This is a genomic window from Streptomyces sp. NPDC111507 (genome assembly GCF_055638955.1).
This window is the reverse complement of the sequence record NZ_JBVKBU010000001.1, coordinates 809,989-824,591: the sequence shown is the minus strand read 5'-3', so window position 1 is coordinate 824,591 and position 14,603 is coordinate 809,989. Positions and strand designations below refer to the sequence as shown.

Annotated in this window: 12 protein-coding genes; 7 read left to right on the top strand and 5 right to left on the bottom strand. The window is 68.2% G+C overall.

Annotation, left to right across the window (positions count from 1 at the left end; translation table 11 throughout):
- Positions 1 to 40: 40 nt before the first annotated feature.
- Both ACZ7M2_RS03705 and ACZ7M2_RS03700 read right to left on the bottom strand, forming a co-directional pair.
- Positions 41 to 1,258 (bottom strand): alpha/beta hydrolase, encoded by a 1,218-nt coding sequence (locus tag ACZ7M2_RS03705; protein WP_471593976.1) that lies wholly within the window; start codon positions 1,256 to 1,258, stop codon positions 41 to 43.
- A gap of 203 nt (positions 1,259 to 1,461) precedes the next feature.
- Positions 1,462 to 2,130, bottom strand: a complete 669-nt coding sequence (locus tag ACZ7M2_RS03700; RefSeq protein ID WP_352045721.1) for a TetR family transcriptional regulator — start codon at positions 2,128 to 2,130, stop codon at positions 1,462 to 1,464.
- A gap of 113 nt (positions 2,131 to 2,243) precedes the next feature.
- Between ACZ7M2_RS03700 and ACZ7M2_RS03695 the strand changes: the two genes are divergently transcribed.
- Positions 2,244 to 3,866 (top strand): MFS transporter, encoded by a 1,623-nt coding sequence (locus ACZ7M2_RS03695; RefSeq protein ID WP_352045720.1) that lies wholly within the window; start codon positions 2,244 to 2,246, stop codon positions 3,864 to 3,866.
- A gap of 266 nt (positions 3,867 to 4,132) precedes the next feature.
- Here ACZ7M2_RS03695 and ACZ7M2_RS03690 read toward each other — a convergent pair whose 3' ends face one another.
- Complete coding sequence (locus tag ACZ7M2_RS03690) at positions 4,133 to 4,909, bottom strand: potassium channel family protein (RefSeq protein ID WP_471593975.1); 777 nt, start codon at positions 4,907 to 4,909, stop codon at positions 4,133 to 4,135.
- Positions 4,910 to 5,020: 111 nt separating this feature from the next.
- Entirely contained in the window at positions 5,021 to 7,768 is a 2,748-nt protein-coding gene (aceE, locus tag ACZ7M2_RS03685) for a pyruvate dehydrogenase (acetyl-transferring), homodimeric type (RefSeq protein WP_352045718.1), read from the bottom strand.
- 469 nt (positions 7,769 to 8,237) lie between these two features.
- Between aceE and ACZ7M2_RS03680 the strand changes: the two genes are divergently transcribed.
- The 6 genes from ACZ7M2_RS03680 (at position 8,238) to ACZ7M2_RS03655 (ending at position 13,492) form a co-directional block, all read left to right on the top strand.
- On the top strand, positions 8,238 to 8,666 hold the full coding sequence (locus ACZ7M2_RS03680; protein WP_054231000.1) for a DUF3052 domain-containing protein: 429 nt from the start codon (positions 8,238 to 8,240) through the stop codon (positions 8,664 to 8,666).
- Positions 8,667 to 9,427: 761 nt separating this feature from the next.
- Positions 9,428 to 9,886, top strand: coding sequence for a peroxiredoxin (locus tag ACZ7M2_RS03675; protein WP_266421819.1), 459 nt, complete (start codon positions 9,428 to 9,430; stop codon positions 9,884 to 9,886).
- A 128-nt stretch (positions 9,887 to 10,014) separates the two neighbouring features.
- Positions 10,015 to 10,590 carry a TerD family protein gene (locus ACZ7M2_RS03670; protein ID WP_054230998.1) on the top strand — a complete coding sequence of 192 codons (576 nt, stop codon included), beginning with the start codon at positions 10,015 to 10,017 and terminating at the stop codon, positions 10,588 to 10,590.
- Positions 10,591 to 10,794: 204 nt separating this feature from the next.
- On the top strand, positions 10,795 to 11,370 hold the full coding sequence (locus ACZ7M2_RS03665) for a TerD family protein (protein ID WP_054230997.1): 576 nt from the start codon (positions 10,795 to 10,797) through the stop codon (positions 11,368 to 11,370).
- 111 nt (positions 11,371 to 11,481) lie between these two features.
- Positions 11,482 to 12,630: a DUF475 domain-containing protein gene (locus tag ACZ7M2_RS03660; RefSeq protein ID WP_471593974.1), complete on the top strand. Its 1,149-nt coding sequence runs from the start codon at positions 11,482 to 11,484 to the stop codon at positions 12,628 to 12,630.
- A gap of 121 nt (positions 12,631 to 12,751) precedes the next feature.
- Positions 12,752 to 13,492 (top strand): TerD family protein, encoded by a 741-nt coding sequence (locus ACZ7M2_RS03655; RefSeq protein WP_060896039.1) that lies wholly within the window; start codon positions 12,752 to 12,754, stop codon positions 13,490 to 13,492.
- A 40-nt stretch (positions 13,493 to 13,532) separates the two neighbouring features.
- Here the strand turns inward: ACZ7M2_RS03655 and ACZ7M2_RS03650 are convergent, their stop codons facing one another.
- Positions 13,533 to 14,420, bottom strand: coding sequence for a TerD family protein (locus ACZ7M2_RS03650; protein WP_471593973.1), 888 nt, complete (start codon positions 14,418 to 14,420; stop codon positions 13,533 to 13,535).
- Positions 14,421 to 14,603 lie beyond the last annotated feature (183 nt).

Sequence of the window (14,603 nt, the reverse complement as noted above, 5' to 3'; positions counted from 1 at the left end):
TCTGCGTCGCCTCCCTGGGCGGACCGCAGTTTTTCGTCCTCTACGCGCGTCCCGCCGCCGGGGCGTCGGACAAACCCTCTCGGCACGCGTCATCCTCGTGTGCGCACTGCACCGCCTGGTACGCGCCAATGCCGATCTCGGCGAAGTTGCGCAGGCTCTCGGTGCCCGGCGTGAAATAGCCCGCGTGGCCGTTCGCGCCCCGCGCGGACAGCACCCGGGCCCCGAACGCCTTCGACACCGGGTCGGCGCCGTGTCCGAGCCCGCCGAATTCGAGGTAGGGCACGTCCTGGATCCAGTCGCCGGAGTCCCGCATCGCCCAGACCCGGGCGGTGGTGTGCAGCGAGGAGGCCTTCTGGGCCCGCATGCCGGGGCTGCCGGCGACCGCTATGTCGGAGACCCGGGAAGGCATGGTGCGGGCGGCGAGGCCGCACAGTACGGAGCCGTAGCTGTGGCAGTAGAGCGCGACGGGCGCACGGCCGGGCAGAGCGCGCAGCAGCGCGTTCAGCCGGATCGCGCCCTCCTCGGCGCGGCTGCCGGTGGCGGCGTCCATGCCGAGTCCGCTGGGCGTGGTGTAGTCGGCCCAGGCGATCACGGCCGTACGGGCCTGGGGGGCGGCGGCGTGCTCGGCCCCGTAGAGGGCCTGTGCCATGCCGACCGGCGCCGAGTACTTCTTGTTGGTGCGCTGGAACGTGAGCAGATCGGTGTCGACGCCCGGCACCACGATGGAGATCCGCTCGGCCCGGTCGAGGTTTCCGAAGACCTCGGCGACCCGGCCCGAACCCATGGGGTCGAAGGCGAGGAAGTCGCGCCCCTTCTCCAGCATCGCCTCGTAGCGGTGCATACGGCGCCCGGCCTGCTGCTGTCCCAGGGACGAGAGCCGGTTGTCGTGCATGCGCTTCTTCTCGACCTGGCGCTGCTGGTCGATGGCGACACGGTTGGCCTCGTAGCGCAGGGGCACGGGCGCGCCGTTCATGTTGCCGACCGCGAGCGGATAGCGGTGGGCGAGACGGGTGCGCTCGTGGACGTCGAGGGACGCGAAGAAGCGGGCGAGGCGGCTCGGCGTGGTGTCCGGGTCAGGCAGTCGCTGTCCGGCGACGCTGCCGTGCTCCCACGCGGAGCGGGACGCCTGGAGAGGGGTTGCCCCTCGATGGCCCTGGAGTGCGGTCCAGCCACTGGTGGCCAGCATCACGAACACCACGGCCAGCGCGAGCAGTGCGCGCCAGACGTTCAGTTGGGGGGATGTGTCGAAGGAAGTCACTGAGAGGACACCCTAGGAGAAGGTTGGCGCCTCCCGTTAAACGAGTGACTGGTATCACGTTTCTCGCAGGGTAATTGGGGCAAACCGGGTTCAGTTTCAGATAAATTGTGACGCTGGGTGCCCGGAGCTGATCGTTCCGTGCGCCGTTCCAGACGTCATTCCGCACGCCGTTGCGTACGTCACTCCATACGTCACTTCATACGTCACTCAGTGCGCCACTTCTCCGCCAACGCGGGCCCCACCTGGTCGAGGTAAGCGGTGGTCAACTCGCGGATCGCCGTGATGCTGTGATCGCTCCCCTCGCTCCACAGGCGGCCCGTGATCCGCATCACTCCGCCGAACACGGCCACCGCGACGCGCGGTCTCGGGTCCGCGTCCACGTCGAGTCCCTCGCGCTCGGCGATGACGCGCGCGATCTCCTCCTCCAGCTCCGCGGAGCGGCGCAGATAGGCGGCGAGGAGTGCGGGTGTCGACTCGATCAACTGGTAGGCGCGCATGTGCAGTTCGAGCGGCACGACGGACTCGATCGACTCGCCGATGGTGTCCCAGCCCTCCAGGACGGCGCGGCGCAGTGCCTCCAACGGGGCTTCCTGGGGCGGGCGTTCGCGCACGGCGACGAGGAAGCGCGCCTCCGCGACCCCCTGGGTGAACAGGGCGACCTCCTCCTTGCCCGCGAAGTACCGGAAGAAGGTGCGCTGGGAGACGTCGACGGCCTCGGCGATCTCGTCGACGGTCGTCCGCTCGTAGCCCTGGGTGGTGAACAGTTCGAGGGCGGCCCGCAGGAGCGCCTCGCGGGTGCGCTGCTTCTTGCGCTCGCGCAGACCCGCCCGGGGCGATGTCTGGTGCGACATCTCGTCGGCAGTCGTCTCCATGAGGTCCTCTTCTGTTCTTTCAGCCCAGCTCAGCGTACGGGTGGGTGACGTGACAGTTACCGACTTGTGAATTGGTTTGTCAACTGTCAGTGACTGTCACTAGCCTCGAAGGTATGACTAGTCAGACCACCATCGACACGACGGGTTCGGGGGACAAGGCTCCGGTCACTCCGTCGGACAAGGCGCCGTCCGACGGACTGCGCGGCCATCCGTGGTTCACCCTGTTCACCGTTGCCGTCGGCGTCATGATGGTCGCCCTGGACGGCACCATCGTGGCCATCGCCAACCCGGCCATCCAGAAGGACCTGGACGCGAGCTTCGCCGACGTCCAGTGGATCACCAACGGCTACTTCCTCGCGCTCGCGGTCACCCTGATCACCGCGGGCAAGCTCGGTGACCGCTTCGGCCACCGCCAGACCTTCCTCATCGGCGTGGTCGGTTTCGCCGCGGCCTCCGGCGCGATCGGCTTCTCCAGCAGCATCGCCCTGGTCGTCACCTTCCGCGTCTTCCAGGGCCTGTTCGGCGCGCTGCTGATGCCGGCCGCGCTCGGCCTGCTGCGGGCCACCTTCCCGGCCGAGAAGCTGAACATGGCGATCGGCATCTGGGGCATGGTCATCGGCGCCTCCACCGCGGGTGGCCCGATCCTCGGCGGTCTGCTGGTCCAGCACGTCAGCTGGCAGTCGGTGTTCTTCATCAACGTGCCGGTGGGCGTCATCGCGCTGGTCCTCGGCCTGGTGATCCTCCTCGACCACCGCGCCGAGAACGCCCCCCGCTCCTTCGACGTCCTGGGCATCGCGCTGCTCTCCGGCGCCATGTTCTGCCTGGTCTGGGCGCTCATCAAGGCCCCGGCCTGGGGCTGGGGCGACGGTCTGACCTGGACGTTCCTGGGTGCCTCGGTGCTCGGCTTCGTGCTCTTCGCCCTGTGGGAGAAGCGGGTCGAGGAGCCGCTGATCCCGCTGGGGCTGTTCCGCTCCGTACCGCTGTCGGCCGGTGTGGTCCTCATGGTGCTGATGGCCATCGCCTTCCTGGGCGGCCTTTTCTTCGTCACGTTCTACTTGCAGAACGTGCACGGTATGAGCCCGGTCGACGCCGGTCTGCACCTCCTCCCGCTCACCGGAATGATGATCGTGGGCTCACCGCTGGCCGGCGCCCTGATCACCAAGACGGGCCCGCGCATCCCGCTGGCGGGCGGCATGGCCCTCACCGCGATCTCCATGTACGGCATGTCCACGCTGGACACGGGCACCAGCGGCGCCGTCATGTCGCTCTGGTTCGCCGGTCTCGGTCTCGGCCTCGCGCCGGTCATGGTCGGCGCCACCGAGGTCATCGTGGGCAACGCGCCGATGGAGCTCTCCGGTGTGGCCGGCGGTCTCCAGCAGGCCGCGATGCAGATCGGCGGCAGCCTCGGTACGGCCGTGCTGGGCGCAGTGATGGCCTCCAAGGTCGACGGCGACCTCGCGGGCAACTGGGCCGACGCCAAGCTGCCGCCGCTCACCCCGGCCCAGCTCGACCAGGCCTCCGAGGCCGTCCAGGTCGGCGCGGCACCGGTCGCCCCGGGCACTCCGGCCGCACTCGCCGAGAAGATCACGACCGTCGCCCACGACACGTTCATCTCCGGCATGAGCCTGGCCTGCCTGGTCGCCGCCGGGGTCGCCGTCGTGGCGGTCTTCGTCGCGCTCCTCACCAAGCGGGGCGACAACGCCGAGGCGGCGGGGGCGGGCGCCGGCCATATCTGAGTCCGCGCGTCTGACCAGCCCTGTTGTGCGCAGGTTTCACCTATCCGGGTGACAGCGCTGAAGATCCCTCCCACCCGGCAGCCGTCGCACGTCACAGTGGGTCAAGTCCTCCGCACGACATGGGAGGACCACCGGAACTGCGGCGCGCTGCCGGAGGGGGGCAGCGCGCCCGCAGTCCGAAAAGGGGCGGGGCCGCCCTTCAGGGGCGCGGGGAACTGCACGCCCAGCCACAGCGGACCCGCACCCGACAACGAACCCCCCGCGCGCTAGCGCGAACGCTCCTCCGCACCCCCCGGCACCGGGTGCCGAACACCCCCGGTCCCACCAGCCAGCGCAGCCACCTCCGCACGGAGCGCCCGCACTTCCTCCGTGAGCGACTCGATCGCCGCCGTCTGCCGCCGCTCCTCCACGTCGTCCTTCTCGAACCGCGAGATGAACCACGCGGCGATGTTCGCGGTCACGACACCGAGCAGCGCGATCCCGGAGAGCATCAGCCCGACCGCGATCATCCGCCCGAGACCGGTGGTCGGCGCGTGATCCCCGTACCCCACCGTCGTCATCGTGGTGAACGACCACCACACGGCGTCACCCAGCGTCTTGATGTTCCCGTTCGGCGACTCCCGCTCCACCGACAGCACCGCGAGCGAGCCGAACATCAGCAGACCGACGACCGCGCCCCCGACGTAGGTCGTCAGCCGGATCTGCTGGTCCATCCGGGCCCGCCGCCCGACCAGCGTGAGCGTCGCGACCAGCCGCAGCAGCCGCAGCGGCTGGAGAATCGGCAGGATCACCGCGCACAGGTCCATCCAGTGCGTACGGACGAAGTCCCTGCGGTCCCGGACGAGTATGAGGCGCACGAGATAGTCGGCGGCGAACGCGCCCCACACCGTCCACTCCACGGCCGTGCACGCGCCCGTCAGGCCACGGCTCGCGTCGCTGTCCACGATCGGCACGGCGTAGGCGACGGCGAAGGCCACCGCGAGTCCCAGCAGGGGGCGCTGCGTGCGCTGCTCCCAACGGACCTGCACCGATTGCTCGTTCATGTCCGCATCGTAGGTGCACACAGCACACGCAAGAGGCACGGGAAACCGGCTGACCAGCTCCCCGCGCCTCTATGGCCCGTCGTTTGTTTCTCCGGCGCTCGCGCGGAGCGCCTACGCGTCGCCGCCCGCGGCTCCCGGGTCGGCCGATGCCACGTCGAGCAGCTGATAGCGGTCGATCGCCTGCTTCAGCACCGACCGGTCGACCTTGCCCTCACGGGCCAGTTCGGTCAGCACCGCGACCACGATCGACTGCGCGTCGATGTGGAAGAAGCGCCGGGCCGCGCCGCGCGTGTCCGCGAAGCCGAAGCCGTCCGCGCCCAGCGACTGGTACGTGCCCGGCACCCACCGCGAGATCTGGTCCGGAACCGATCGCATCCAGTCGGAGACGGCCACGAACGGACCCTCGGCACCGCTCAGCTTCTGCGTCACGTACGGGACGCGCTGCTCCTCCTCGGGGTGCAGCAGATTGTGCCGCTCCACGTCGACAGCCTCGCGACGCAGCTCGTTCCAGGAGGTCGCCGACCAGACATCGGCGCGCACGTTCCACTCCTCGGCGAGGATCCGCTGCGCCTCGACCGCCCACGGCACGGCGACACCGGACGCCAGGATCTGCGCCGGGACGGAACCCGAAGTGCCTTCCGCGTAGCGGTGGATGCCCTTGAGGATGCCGTCCACGTCGACGTCCGCGGGCTCGGCCGGGTGCTGGATCGGCTCGTTGTAGACGGTGAGGTAGTAGAAGACGTCCTCGCCGTGCGGGTGTTCGTCGGACGAGCCGTACATCCGGCGCAGACCGTCCTTGACGATGTGCGCGATCTCGAACCCGAACGCCGGGTCGTACGCGACACAGCCCGGGTTGGTCGAGGCGAGCAGCTGCGAGTGGCCGTCCGCGTGCTGAAGGCCCTCACCGGTCAGAGTCGTACGGCCGGCGGTCGCACCCAGGACGAAACCGCGCGCCAACTGGTCGGCCATCTGCCAGAACTGGTCACCGGTGCGCTGGAAACCGAACATCGAGTAGAAGACGTAGACCGGGATCAGCGGCTCGCCGTGCGTGGCGTACGCCGAACCCGCGGCGATCAGCGAGGCCGTGCAGCCCGCCTCGGAGATGCCGTCGTGCAGCATCTGACCGGTCGGCGACTCCTTGTAGGCCAGGAGCAGATCGCGGTCCACGGATTCGTACTGCTGACCGAGCGGGTTGTAGATCTTCGCGCTCGGGAAGAACGAGTCCATTCCGAACGTGCGGTACTCGTCCGGCGCGATCAGCACGAACCGCTTGCCGATCTCCTTGTCCCGCATCAGGTCCTTCAGCAGTCGCACGAACGCCATGGTCGTGGCGATCGACTGCTGACCGGAGCCCTTCTTCACACTCGCGTACGCCTTGTCGTCCGGCAGGGCCAGCGGCTTCGACCGTACGACGCGCGTGGGGACGTATCCGCCGAGTCCCTTGCGGCGGTCGTGCATGTACTGGATCTCTTCCGAGTTCCGGCCCGGGTGGTAGTACGGCGGCGCGCCGGACTCCAGCTCCTTGTCGGAGATCGGCAGGTGCAGACGGTCCCGGAAGCCCTTGAGGTCGGCGACCGTCAGCTTCTTCATCTGGTGCGTGGCGTTGCGGCCCTCGAAGTTCGGGCCGAGCGTCCAGCCCTTGACCGTCTGCGCCAGGATCACCGTCGGCTGGCCCTTGTGGGCCTTGGCCGCCGAGAACGCCGCGAAGATCTTCTTGTGGTCGTGACCGCCACGCCCCAGGTGCAGGATCTGGTCGTCGGTCATGTTCTCGACCATCGCCCGCAGCCGGTGGTCGTCACCGAAGAAGTGCCGGCGGATGTAGTCGCCCGTCTCGGTGGCGTACGTCTGGAACTGGCCGTCCGGGGTGGTGTTCAGCTTGTTGACCAGCACGCCGTCGCGGTCCTGCGCGAGCAGCGGGTCCCAGGTGCGGTCCCAGACCAGCTTGATGACGTTCCAGCCGGCGCCCCGGAACTGGGACTCCAGCTCCTGGATGATCTTTCCGTTGCCGCGTACCGGGCCGTCGAGGCGCTGGAGGTTGCAGTTGACGACGAAGGTCAGGTTGTCCAGGCCCTCTCGAGCGGCGATGGACAGCTGTCCGAGCGATTCCGGCTCGTCCATCTCGCCGTCCCCGAGGAACGCCCAGACGTGTGACTTGGAGGTGTCCGCGATGCCGCGCGCCTCCATGTAGCGGTTCATCCGCGCCTGGAAGATCGCGCCGAGCGGACCGAGACCCATGGAGACGGTCGGGAACTCCCAGAAGCCCGGCATGAGGCGGGGGTGCGGGTACGAGGACAGACCGTACGGAGCCTTCGACTTCTCCTGCCGGAACGCGTCGAGCTGCTGCTCGGAGAGCCGGTCGAGGAGGAACGCGCGGGCGTAGATACCGGGGGAGGCGTGCCCCTGGAAGAAGACCTGGTCGCCGCCGTCGCCCTCGTCCTTGCCACGGAAGAAGTGGTTGAAGCCGACGTCGTAGAGCGAGGCGGAGGAGGCGAAGGTGGCGATGTGACCGCCGACGCCGATGCCGGGACGCTGGGCGCGCGAGACCATCACGGCGGCGTTCCAGCGGGTGGCGTTGAGGACCTTGCGCTCGATCTCCTCGTTGCCGGGGAAGAAGGGCTCGTTCTTGGTGGCGATCGTGTTGACGTAGTCCGTGCTGCGCATCTCGGGCACGGCCACGCGCTTCTCGCGGGCCCTTTCGATCAGCCGCAGCATCAGATAGCGGGCGCGCTCACGGCCGCGCTCGTCGACAGCGGCGTCGAGGGAGTCGAGCCACTCCTGGGTCTCTTCGGGGTCGAAGTCCGGGACCTGACTGGGAAGGCCGCCAATGATGATCGGATTGCGATCGGATCCGGAAGCCACGCTGTTCCTTCACTGTCAGAGGGGCGTGTGAGGGCTGCCCGAGGGGTTGTCTGGGAGGCTGTCTGGGGCGGTTTTTCGGTCTGTCTGCACCGTTCCCCATCGTGTACCTCGGGAACGGAATCGTCATCTCTACCGAGAGGTAACCAGCACATTCCTGCACTTCGTTGGGACGTGCCCGACCAAAACGCAACGATACGCTCACTCCGTGACGCGTTCCGCAAAGTCGTTCGGGTCTCGTACGCTCCAAGGGTTCCGAAATTCATAAATGGGGCAGAAGGGTGTGGTGTGCGTCACTTGTGGCCTTGAATCCACGCCTGGGGTTGCGCCGACACCGCCGGGATCGTCACCGTTTCGGCGGTCTCGACGGCCGGGTACTTGCGCGATCCGCCCCGCCCGTGTGGACTACGGCCAATGCTTCGCGTACGCGCGTGGCTGAGACATCTACCGAAACATGATCAGGAGGCAAGCCGTGAGCGCGACCGCGGACCACGCGGAGGAGCGGACCAACCCGGCCGGCAGGCTGGGGTTCGAGCCCGGACAGGTGGTCCAGGAGATCGGCTTCGACGACGACGTTGACCACGAGCTCCGTGAAGGTATCGAATCGTTGATCGGCCAGGACCTGGTCGACGAGGACTACGACGACGTCGCTGACGTCGTGTTGCTGTGGTTCCGCGACGAGGACGGCGACCTTACGGACGCTCTGGTGGACGCCATCGGTCTCCTTGAGGACGGCGGCATGATCTGGCTGCTGACCCCGAAGACCGGCAGGGACGGCTACGTCGAGCCCAGCGACATCAGTGACGCCGCCCAGACTGCCGGCCTCTCCCAGACGAAGAGCATCTCGGTCGGGAAGGAGTGGTCGGGCACGCGTCTGGCCACGCCCAAGTCGAAGCGCTGAGCTCTCGCTCCGTCTGCCGCACCAAACCACTCAGGAGGCCCCCGTCGGCGTACCGCCGTCGGGGGCCTCCCCCATGCCCTGGCCGCCCCACGCGGCCCCCGGGGGCTCCACGACCGGTCATGCGACCACCACCCACGCCGCACCCCCGCACCCCCCGGCCCCCGAGGCACCCCGGCACCGACCCGAATGGCGGCAGCCCCCACGAGCCGTTGCGCCCCGGTCGCGCGCCGCGTCGGGATGGCGAGGGTGCCCGGTGGGTCCCGTGCCGGGCCAACGGGGGTGGCCCAGGTCGAGCAGTGCCTGCGTGGCGCCGCCCCCGGGGCGGCGCCACGGGGGGCGGAGTGGCCCGGGTCGGGCCGTGCCCGCATGGCCTGGTTGACCGGGTGGGGTTGTCCGCGTGGCGGGTCCCACCCGGGGGCGTGTGTCGGGGCGGCAGGCTGTGGGGCGGCGCCGAGGTGGCGGCAGCCCCTACCAGTCGTTGCGCCCGGGGCGCGCGCCGCGTCGGGATGGCGAGGGTGCGCGGTGGGTCCCGTGGCTGCGCGGTGGAGTTGTCCGGGGCGGGAGCGCTCGCGGGTGGGGGCGTCGGCGTGAGGGCCGTCGGTGTTGCTGGTGCGGTGTGCGGAACGGGTTCGGGCGCGTCGGTGCGAGGCGCGTACCGGGGGGCGCGTGGGGCGCGTGGGCGGGGTGTGGCCGGTGGAGTGGGGGGTGCTGCGTAGGGTGGGGTTCACCCGAACAGGCCCTTGGAAGGGGAGCGTGTGACTATGGCGATCGAGGTCGGCACCGAGGCACCGGACTTCGAGCTCAAGGACAACCACGGCGCCACCGTGAAGCTGTCCGACTTCCGCGGTGAGAAGAACGTGGTGCTGCTCTTCTACCCGTTCGCCTTCACCGGCGTGTGCACCGGCGAGCTGTGTGCCCTGCGCGACGAACTGCCGAAGTTCGTCAACGACGACGTCCAGCTGCTGGCCGTCTCCAACGACTCCATCCACACCCTGCGCGTCTTCGGCGAGCAGGAGGGCCTGGAGTACCCGCTGCTCTCCGATTTCTGGCCGCACGGCAACACTTCGCGCGCGTACGGCGTCTTCGACGAGGGCAAGGGTTGTGCCGTGCGCGGCACCTTCATCATCGACAAGGCGGGCGTCGTCCGCTGGACCGTCGTCAACGGTCTGCCGGACGCGCGTGACCTGAACGAGTACGTGAAGGCGCTCGACACTCTGTAGCCCGACACCCTGTGATTGTTCGGTCGCAGGGCCTGCAGGGTCCGGGAACCCGTCACTAGGATCGACACGTTGATCCGATACCAACGCACGACGGGGCTCCCCGCCCCTGGACACCATTGGGAGGACTCGTGGGAGTCAGCCTCAGCAAGGGCGGCAACGTATCGCTGACCAAGGAGGCCCCGGGACTGACCGCGGTCATCGTCGGTCTGGGATGGGACGCCCGAACCACCACCGGCGTCGACTTCGACCTCGACGCCAGCGCCATCCTCACGAACGCGGACGGCAAGGTGAGCACCGACCAGAACTTCGTGTTCTTCAACAACCTGAAGAGCCCGGACGGTTCGGTCGAGCACACCGGGGACAACATCACCGGTGAGGGCGAGGGCGACGACGAGCAGATCAAGGTCAACCTCGCCGCCGTGCCCGCCGACGTCCAGAAGATCGTGTTCCCGGTCTCCATCTACGACGCCGAGAACCGCCAGCAGTCCTTCGGCCAGGTCCGCAACGCGTTCATCCGCGTGGTGAACCAGGCCGGCGAGGCGGAGATCGCGCGCTACGACCTCTCCGAGGACGCCTCGACGGAGACCGCCATGGTCTTCGGCGAGCTGTACCGCAACGGCCCGGAGTGGAAGTTCCGCGCCATCGGCCAGGGCTACGCCTCGGGCCTGCGCGGCATCGCGCAGGACTTCGGCGTCAACGTCTGACACGACCGTCGGACGGCCCCGCGCCGGACGCGAACGTTTGACCTGAACGTTTGACGCGACCGTCCGACGTGAACGTCTGAGCCGTACGGCCTTCGGCTCCAGGCCCGGCGCCGCACGCTTCCTATGCGGCGCCGGACCCGCTGGACCACCGCGCGCAGGCCGCGCGGTACAACTGAAAGTTTGACCTCGGGGAGGACCAGCATCATGGGCGTCACGCTCGCCAAGGGAGGCAATGTCTCCCTCTCCAAGGCCGCACCCAACCTCACGCACGTGATGATCGGGCTCGGCTGGGACGCGCGCTCCACCACCGGAGCCGATTTCGACCTCGACGCCAGCGCTCTGCTGTGCAATTCCGGCCGGGTGCTCGGCGACGAGTGGTTCATCTTCTACAACCAGCTCAAGAGCCCGGACGGCTCCGTGGAGCACACCGGCGACAACCTCACGGGTGAGGGCGAGGGCGACGACGAGTCGATCCTGATCGACCTCTCCAAGGTGCCGGCCAACGTCGACAAGATCGTGTTCCCGGTCTCCATCCACGACGCCGACAACCGCGGTCAGACCTTCGGCCAGGTCAGCAACGCGTTCATCCGCGTGGTCAACCAGGCCGACGGCCAGGAGCTCGCGCGCTACGACCTCTCCGAGGACGCTTCGACGGAAACAGCGATGATCTTCGGCGAGGTCTACCGCTACAACCAGGAGTGGAAGTTCCGGGCGGTCGGACAGGGGTACGCGTCCGGCCTGCGCGGCATCGCGCTCGACTTCGGAGTCAATGTTTCCTAGGGCCCGCCCGAGTCAGCCGAAGGGGCGGCCCTCTAGACTTCGTGGTCAACAGTAGGTAAAGCCGAGTACGGCGCGGGGGAGACCCGTACATACACGATGATTGGGTAGCCAGTGCTTCTGAAAACCTTCGGCTGGTCGTTTGCGGTCACCGCGCTCGGCTTGGTCGCAGCGGTGATCTACGGGGGGTGGACCGCCTTTGGCGTCGTGGCGATCCTGGCCATCCTGGAGATCTCGCTGTCCTTCGACAACGCGGTGGTCAACGCCGGGATCCTGAAGAAGATGAATGCCTTCTGGCAGAAGATCTTCCTCACGGTGGGTGTGCTGATCGCCGTCTTCGGTATGCGACTGGTCTTCCCCGTCGTGATCGTGGCGGTCACGGCCAAGAAGGGCCCGATCGAGGCGGTCAACCTCGCGCTGACCGACAAGGACCAGTACCAGCAGCTGGTCACGGACGCTCACCCGGCGATCGCCGCCTTCGGTGGCATGTTCCTTCTGATGATCTTCCTCGACTTCATCTTCGAGGAGCGTGACATCCAGTGGCTGCGCTGGATCGAGCGCCCGCTCGCCAAGCTCGGCAAGGTCGACATGCTGTCGGTCTGCATCGCCCTGGTCGTGCTGCTGGTCTCCTCCATGACCTTCGCGGTCCACGCCCACCAGCACGGCGGCGCGCACATCGACAAGGCGCAGACGGTGCTGATCGCAGGCATCGCGGGCCTGATCACGTACATGGTCGTCGGCGGACTCTCCGGCTACTTCGAGGACAAGCTCGAGGAAGAGGAGGAGCGGGAGCACGAGGAAGAGGAGGAGGCCGCGCGGACCGGCAAGAAGAAGCCGGCCGTCGTCCTCGCAGGTCAGGCCGCGTTCTTCATGTTCCTCTACCTCGAGGTCCTCGACGCGTCCTTCTCCTTCGACGGTGTCATCGGCGCCTTCGCCATCACCAACGACATCGTGCTGATGGCGCTCGGCCTCGGCATCGGCGCCATGTACGTCCGCTCGCTCACGGTCTACCTGGTCCGCCAGGGCACCCTCGACGACTACGTCTACCTGGAGCACGGCGCGCACTACGCCATCGGCGCCCTCGCCGTGATCCTCCTGGTCACCATCCAGTACCAGATCCACGAGGTCATCACGGGTCTCGTCGGTGTCGTCCTGATCGGCTGGTCCTTCTGGTCCTCGGTGCGTCGCAACAGTGCGCTCGCGGCGGCCGAGGGAAAAGCGACGGCCTCGGACGACAAGGCTGAGGTCTCGTCCGGGGTGTGAGCCCGGGAGCGTGAGTCCGGGAGGGTGATTCCGGGAACGCTCTGAGCGGGGCGGCCGTCGAGGACGAGTCCTCGTGGCCGCCCCGTCGCATATCCAGGCAACGTGGGGGCGGGACAAGGCAATGGGCTTCTGGGACGACCTGTGGCGCGGACGCTCGACGGACTTCGACTCCGGCAGTGCCGCCACCAATTCCATAGAACTGACCAAGCGGAACCACACGGTCTCGCTCACCAAACAGGGCGCGGCCACCGGCAACCTGCGCATCAACCTGTCCTGGCGCATGCGCACGTCGGACATCGGCGGCGGCCAGCAGCGGGGCAGCCTGCTGCGGCACCCCTTCAAGACCTTCAAGCCGGACGTGGTCCAGGCGCACACCCAGAGCATGGTGAACGTCGACCTCGACCTGGGCGTCATGTACGAGCTCGCGGACGGCTCCAAGGGCGTGGTGCAGCCCCTGGGCAACTTCCTCGGCGACATCAACGACCCGCCGTACGTGAAGCTCAGCGGTGACGACCGGTTCGGTTCGGCGTCCGGCGAGACGGCCTACGTCAACCTCGACCACCGCGACGACATCAAACGGCTCCTGGTCTTCGTGTACATCTACGACCAGACGCCCGCCTTCGACCGTACGCACGCCATCATCACGCTCTACCCGAGCAACGGGCCCCGGATCGAGATCGGCCTCGACGAGCGGCATCCGCAGGCCCGCTCCTGCGCGGTGGTGATGATCGAGAACAACAAGGGCGAGATCACCGTGCGGCGTGAGGTGAAGTTCGTGTACGGGTTCCAGGCGGAGCTGGACCGGTTGTACGGGTGGGGGTTGCAGTGGGGGCGGGGGTACAAGTCCAAGGCCGACCGTTGACGCTGCCCCGACGGTTCGCCCAAGGGCTCGGGGCGCTTTCCTAGCGTCCGATGAACTGGGGCCCCTGTGGCGGCAGCCTGAAATCCGGGTCGGGCAGGGAGCCGACCGCCTGCGGGAACCCATAGGCCGGCTGGACGGCCGGGGCCGTCTGAGGCCCCGGATAGCCGTAGGCGGGCTGGCTCGTCGGCTGGGGGTAGCCGTAGGCGGGCTGAGCGGGGGCCGTCTGCGCGGGCCCCGGATAGCCGTACGCGGGCTGCTGGGGCAGCGGGGCCGCCTGCTCGGGCGGGAGTGGCACCGAGGTCTCCGGGGAGGCCGCGGGGTCCGCCCAGGCGGTGGCGTCGGGTACGGGCGCGACGGCCTCCGGCTCGGACTCGTCCACCGTGATCCCGAAGTCGGAGGCGAGCCCCTCCAGACCGTTCGGATAGCCCTCGCCGAGCGCCCGGAACTTCCAGCCCTGACCGCGCCGGTACAGTTCGCCGCAGATCAGCGCCGTCTCCGTACCGGTCTCCGGCTTGATGTCGAAGTGGGCCAGCGGCTCACCGTCCGAGCCCGTCGTGCCGGAGGTGGCGGACGCGTCGTACAGCAGAATGCGTAGGGCGCGTACCTGGTCGAAGGTGACGCCGTCCGCCGATGCGACCAGCAGAATCTGTCCGACACCGGACTCGACACCCGCCAGATCCGTCTGGATGGTGTCGGTGAGGCCCTCGGCGACGCGTTTCTTGCCAAGTCGCCACACCTTGCCCGAGGGATGGCGTGGCTGGTTGTAGAAGACGAAGTCCTCGTCGGATCGCACACGACCGTCGGGACCCAGGAGCAGCGCCGAGACATCGACATCGGGGACACCCTGTCCGGGCGTCCAGCGCAGCACGGCACGTACCGCTGTGGCGTCCAGCGGGACGTTAGACCCCTTCAGCATCGCGTGCGTCATGCGGTCATCCTGCCCTCTCGGTCCTGGTCACGACAACGCGGGGGTAAGGATTCCCGGTCGGGATGTGCGGGCAACCGACATAGCCGAGTTACCTGAACTTCACGCCTGGTGGGAACGACTGACATGGATTTGTACGTACTATTACCGGCCACATCACGTAGGTCCGCCTAGCCGCAACGGGGG

Excerpts from the sequence above, each read along its gene's own strand:
- ACZ7M2_RS03690 (WP_471593975.1), bottom strand. The coding sequence starts at position 4,909 with ATGAACGAGCAATCGGTGCAGGTCCGTTGGGAGCAGCGCACGCAGCGC.
- ACZ7M2_RS03665 (WP_054230997.1), top strand. The coding sequence starts at position 10,795 with ATGGGCGTCACGCTCGCCAAGGGAGGCAATGTCTCCCTCTCCAAGGCC.
- ACZ7M2_RS03675 (WP_266421819.1), top strand. The coding sequence starts at position 9,428 with ATGGCGATCGAGGTCGGCACCGAGGCACCGGACTTCGAGCTCAAGGAC.
- ACZ7M2_RS03695 (WP_352045720.1), top strand. The coding sequence starts at position 2,244 with ATGACTAGTCAGACCACCATCGACACGACGGGTTCGGGGGACAAGGCT.
- ACZ7M2_RS03650 (WP_471593973.1), bottom strand. The coding sequence starts at position 14,420 with ATGACGCACGCGATGCTGAAGGGGTCTAACGTCCCGCTGGACGCCACA.
- ACZ7M2_RS03655 (WP_060896039.1), top strand. The coding sequence starts at position 12,752 with ATGGGCTTCTGGGACGACCTGTGGCGCGGACGCTCGACGGACTTCGAC.
- ACZ7M2_RS03700 (WP_352045721.1), bottom strand. The coding sequence starts at position 2,130 with ATGGAGACGACTGCCGACGAGATGTCGCACCAGACATCGCCCCGGGCG.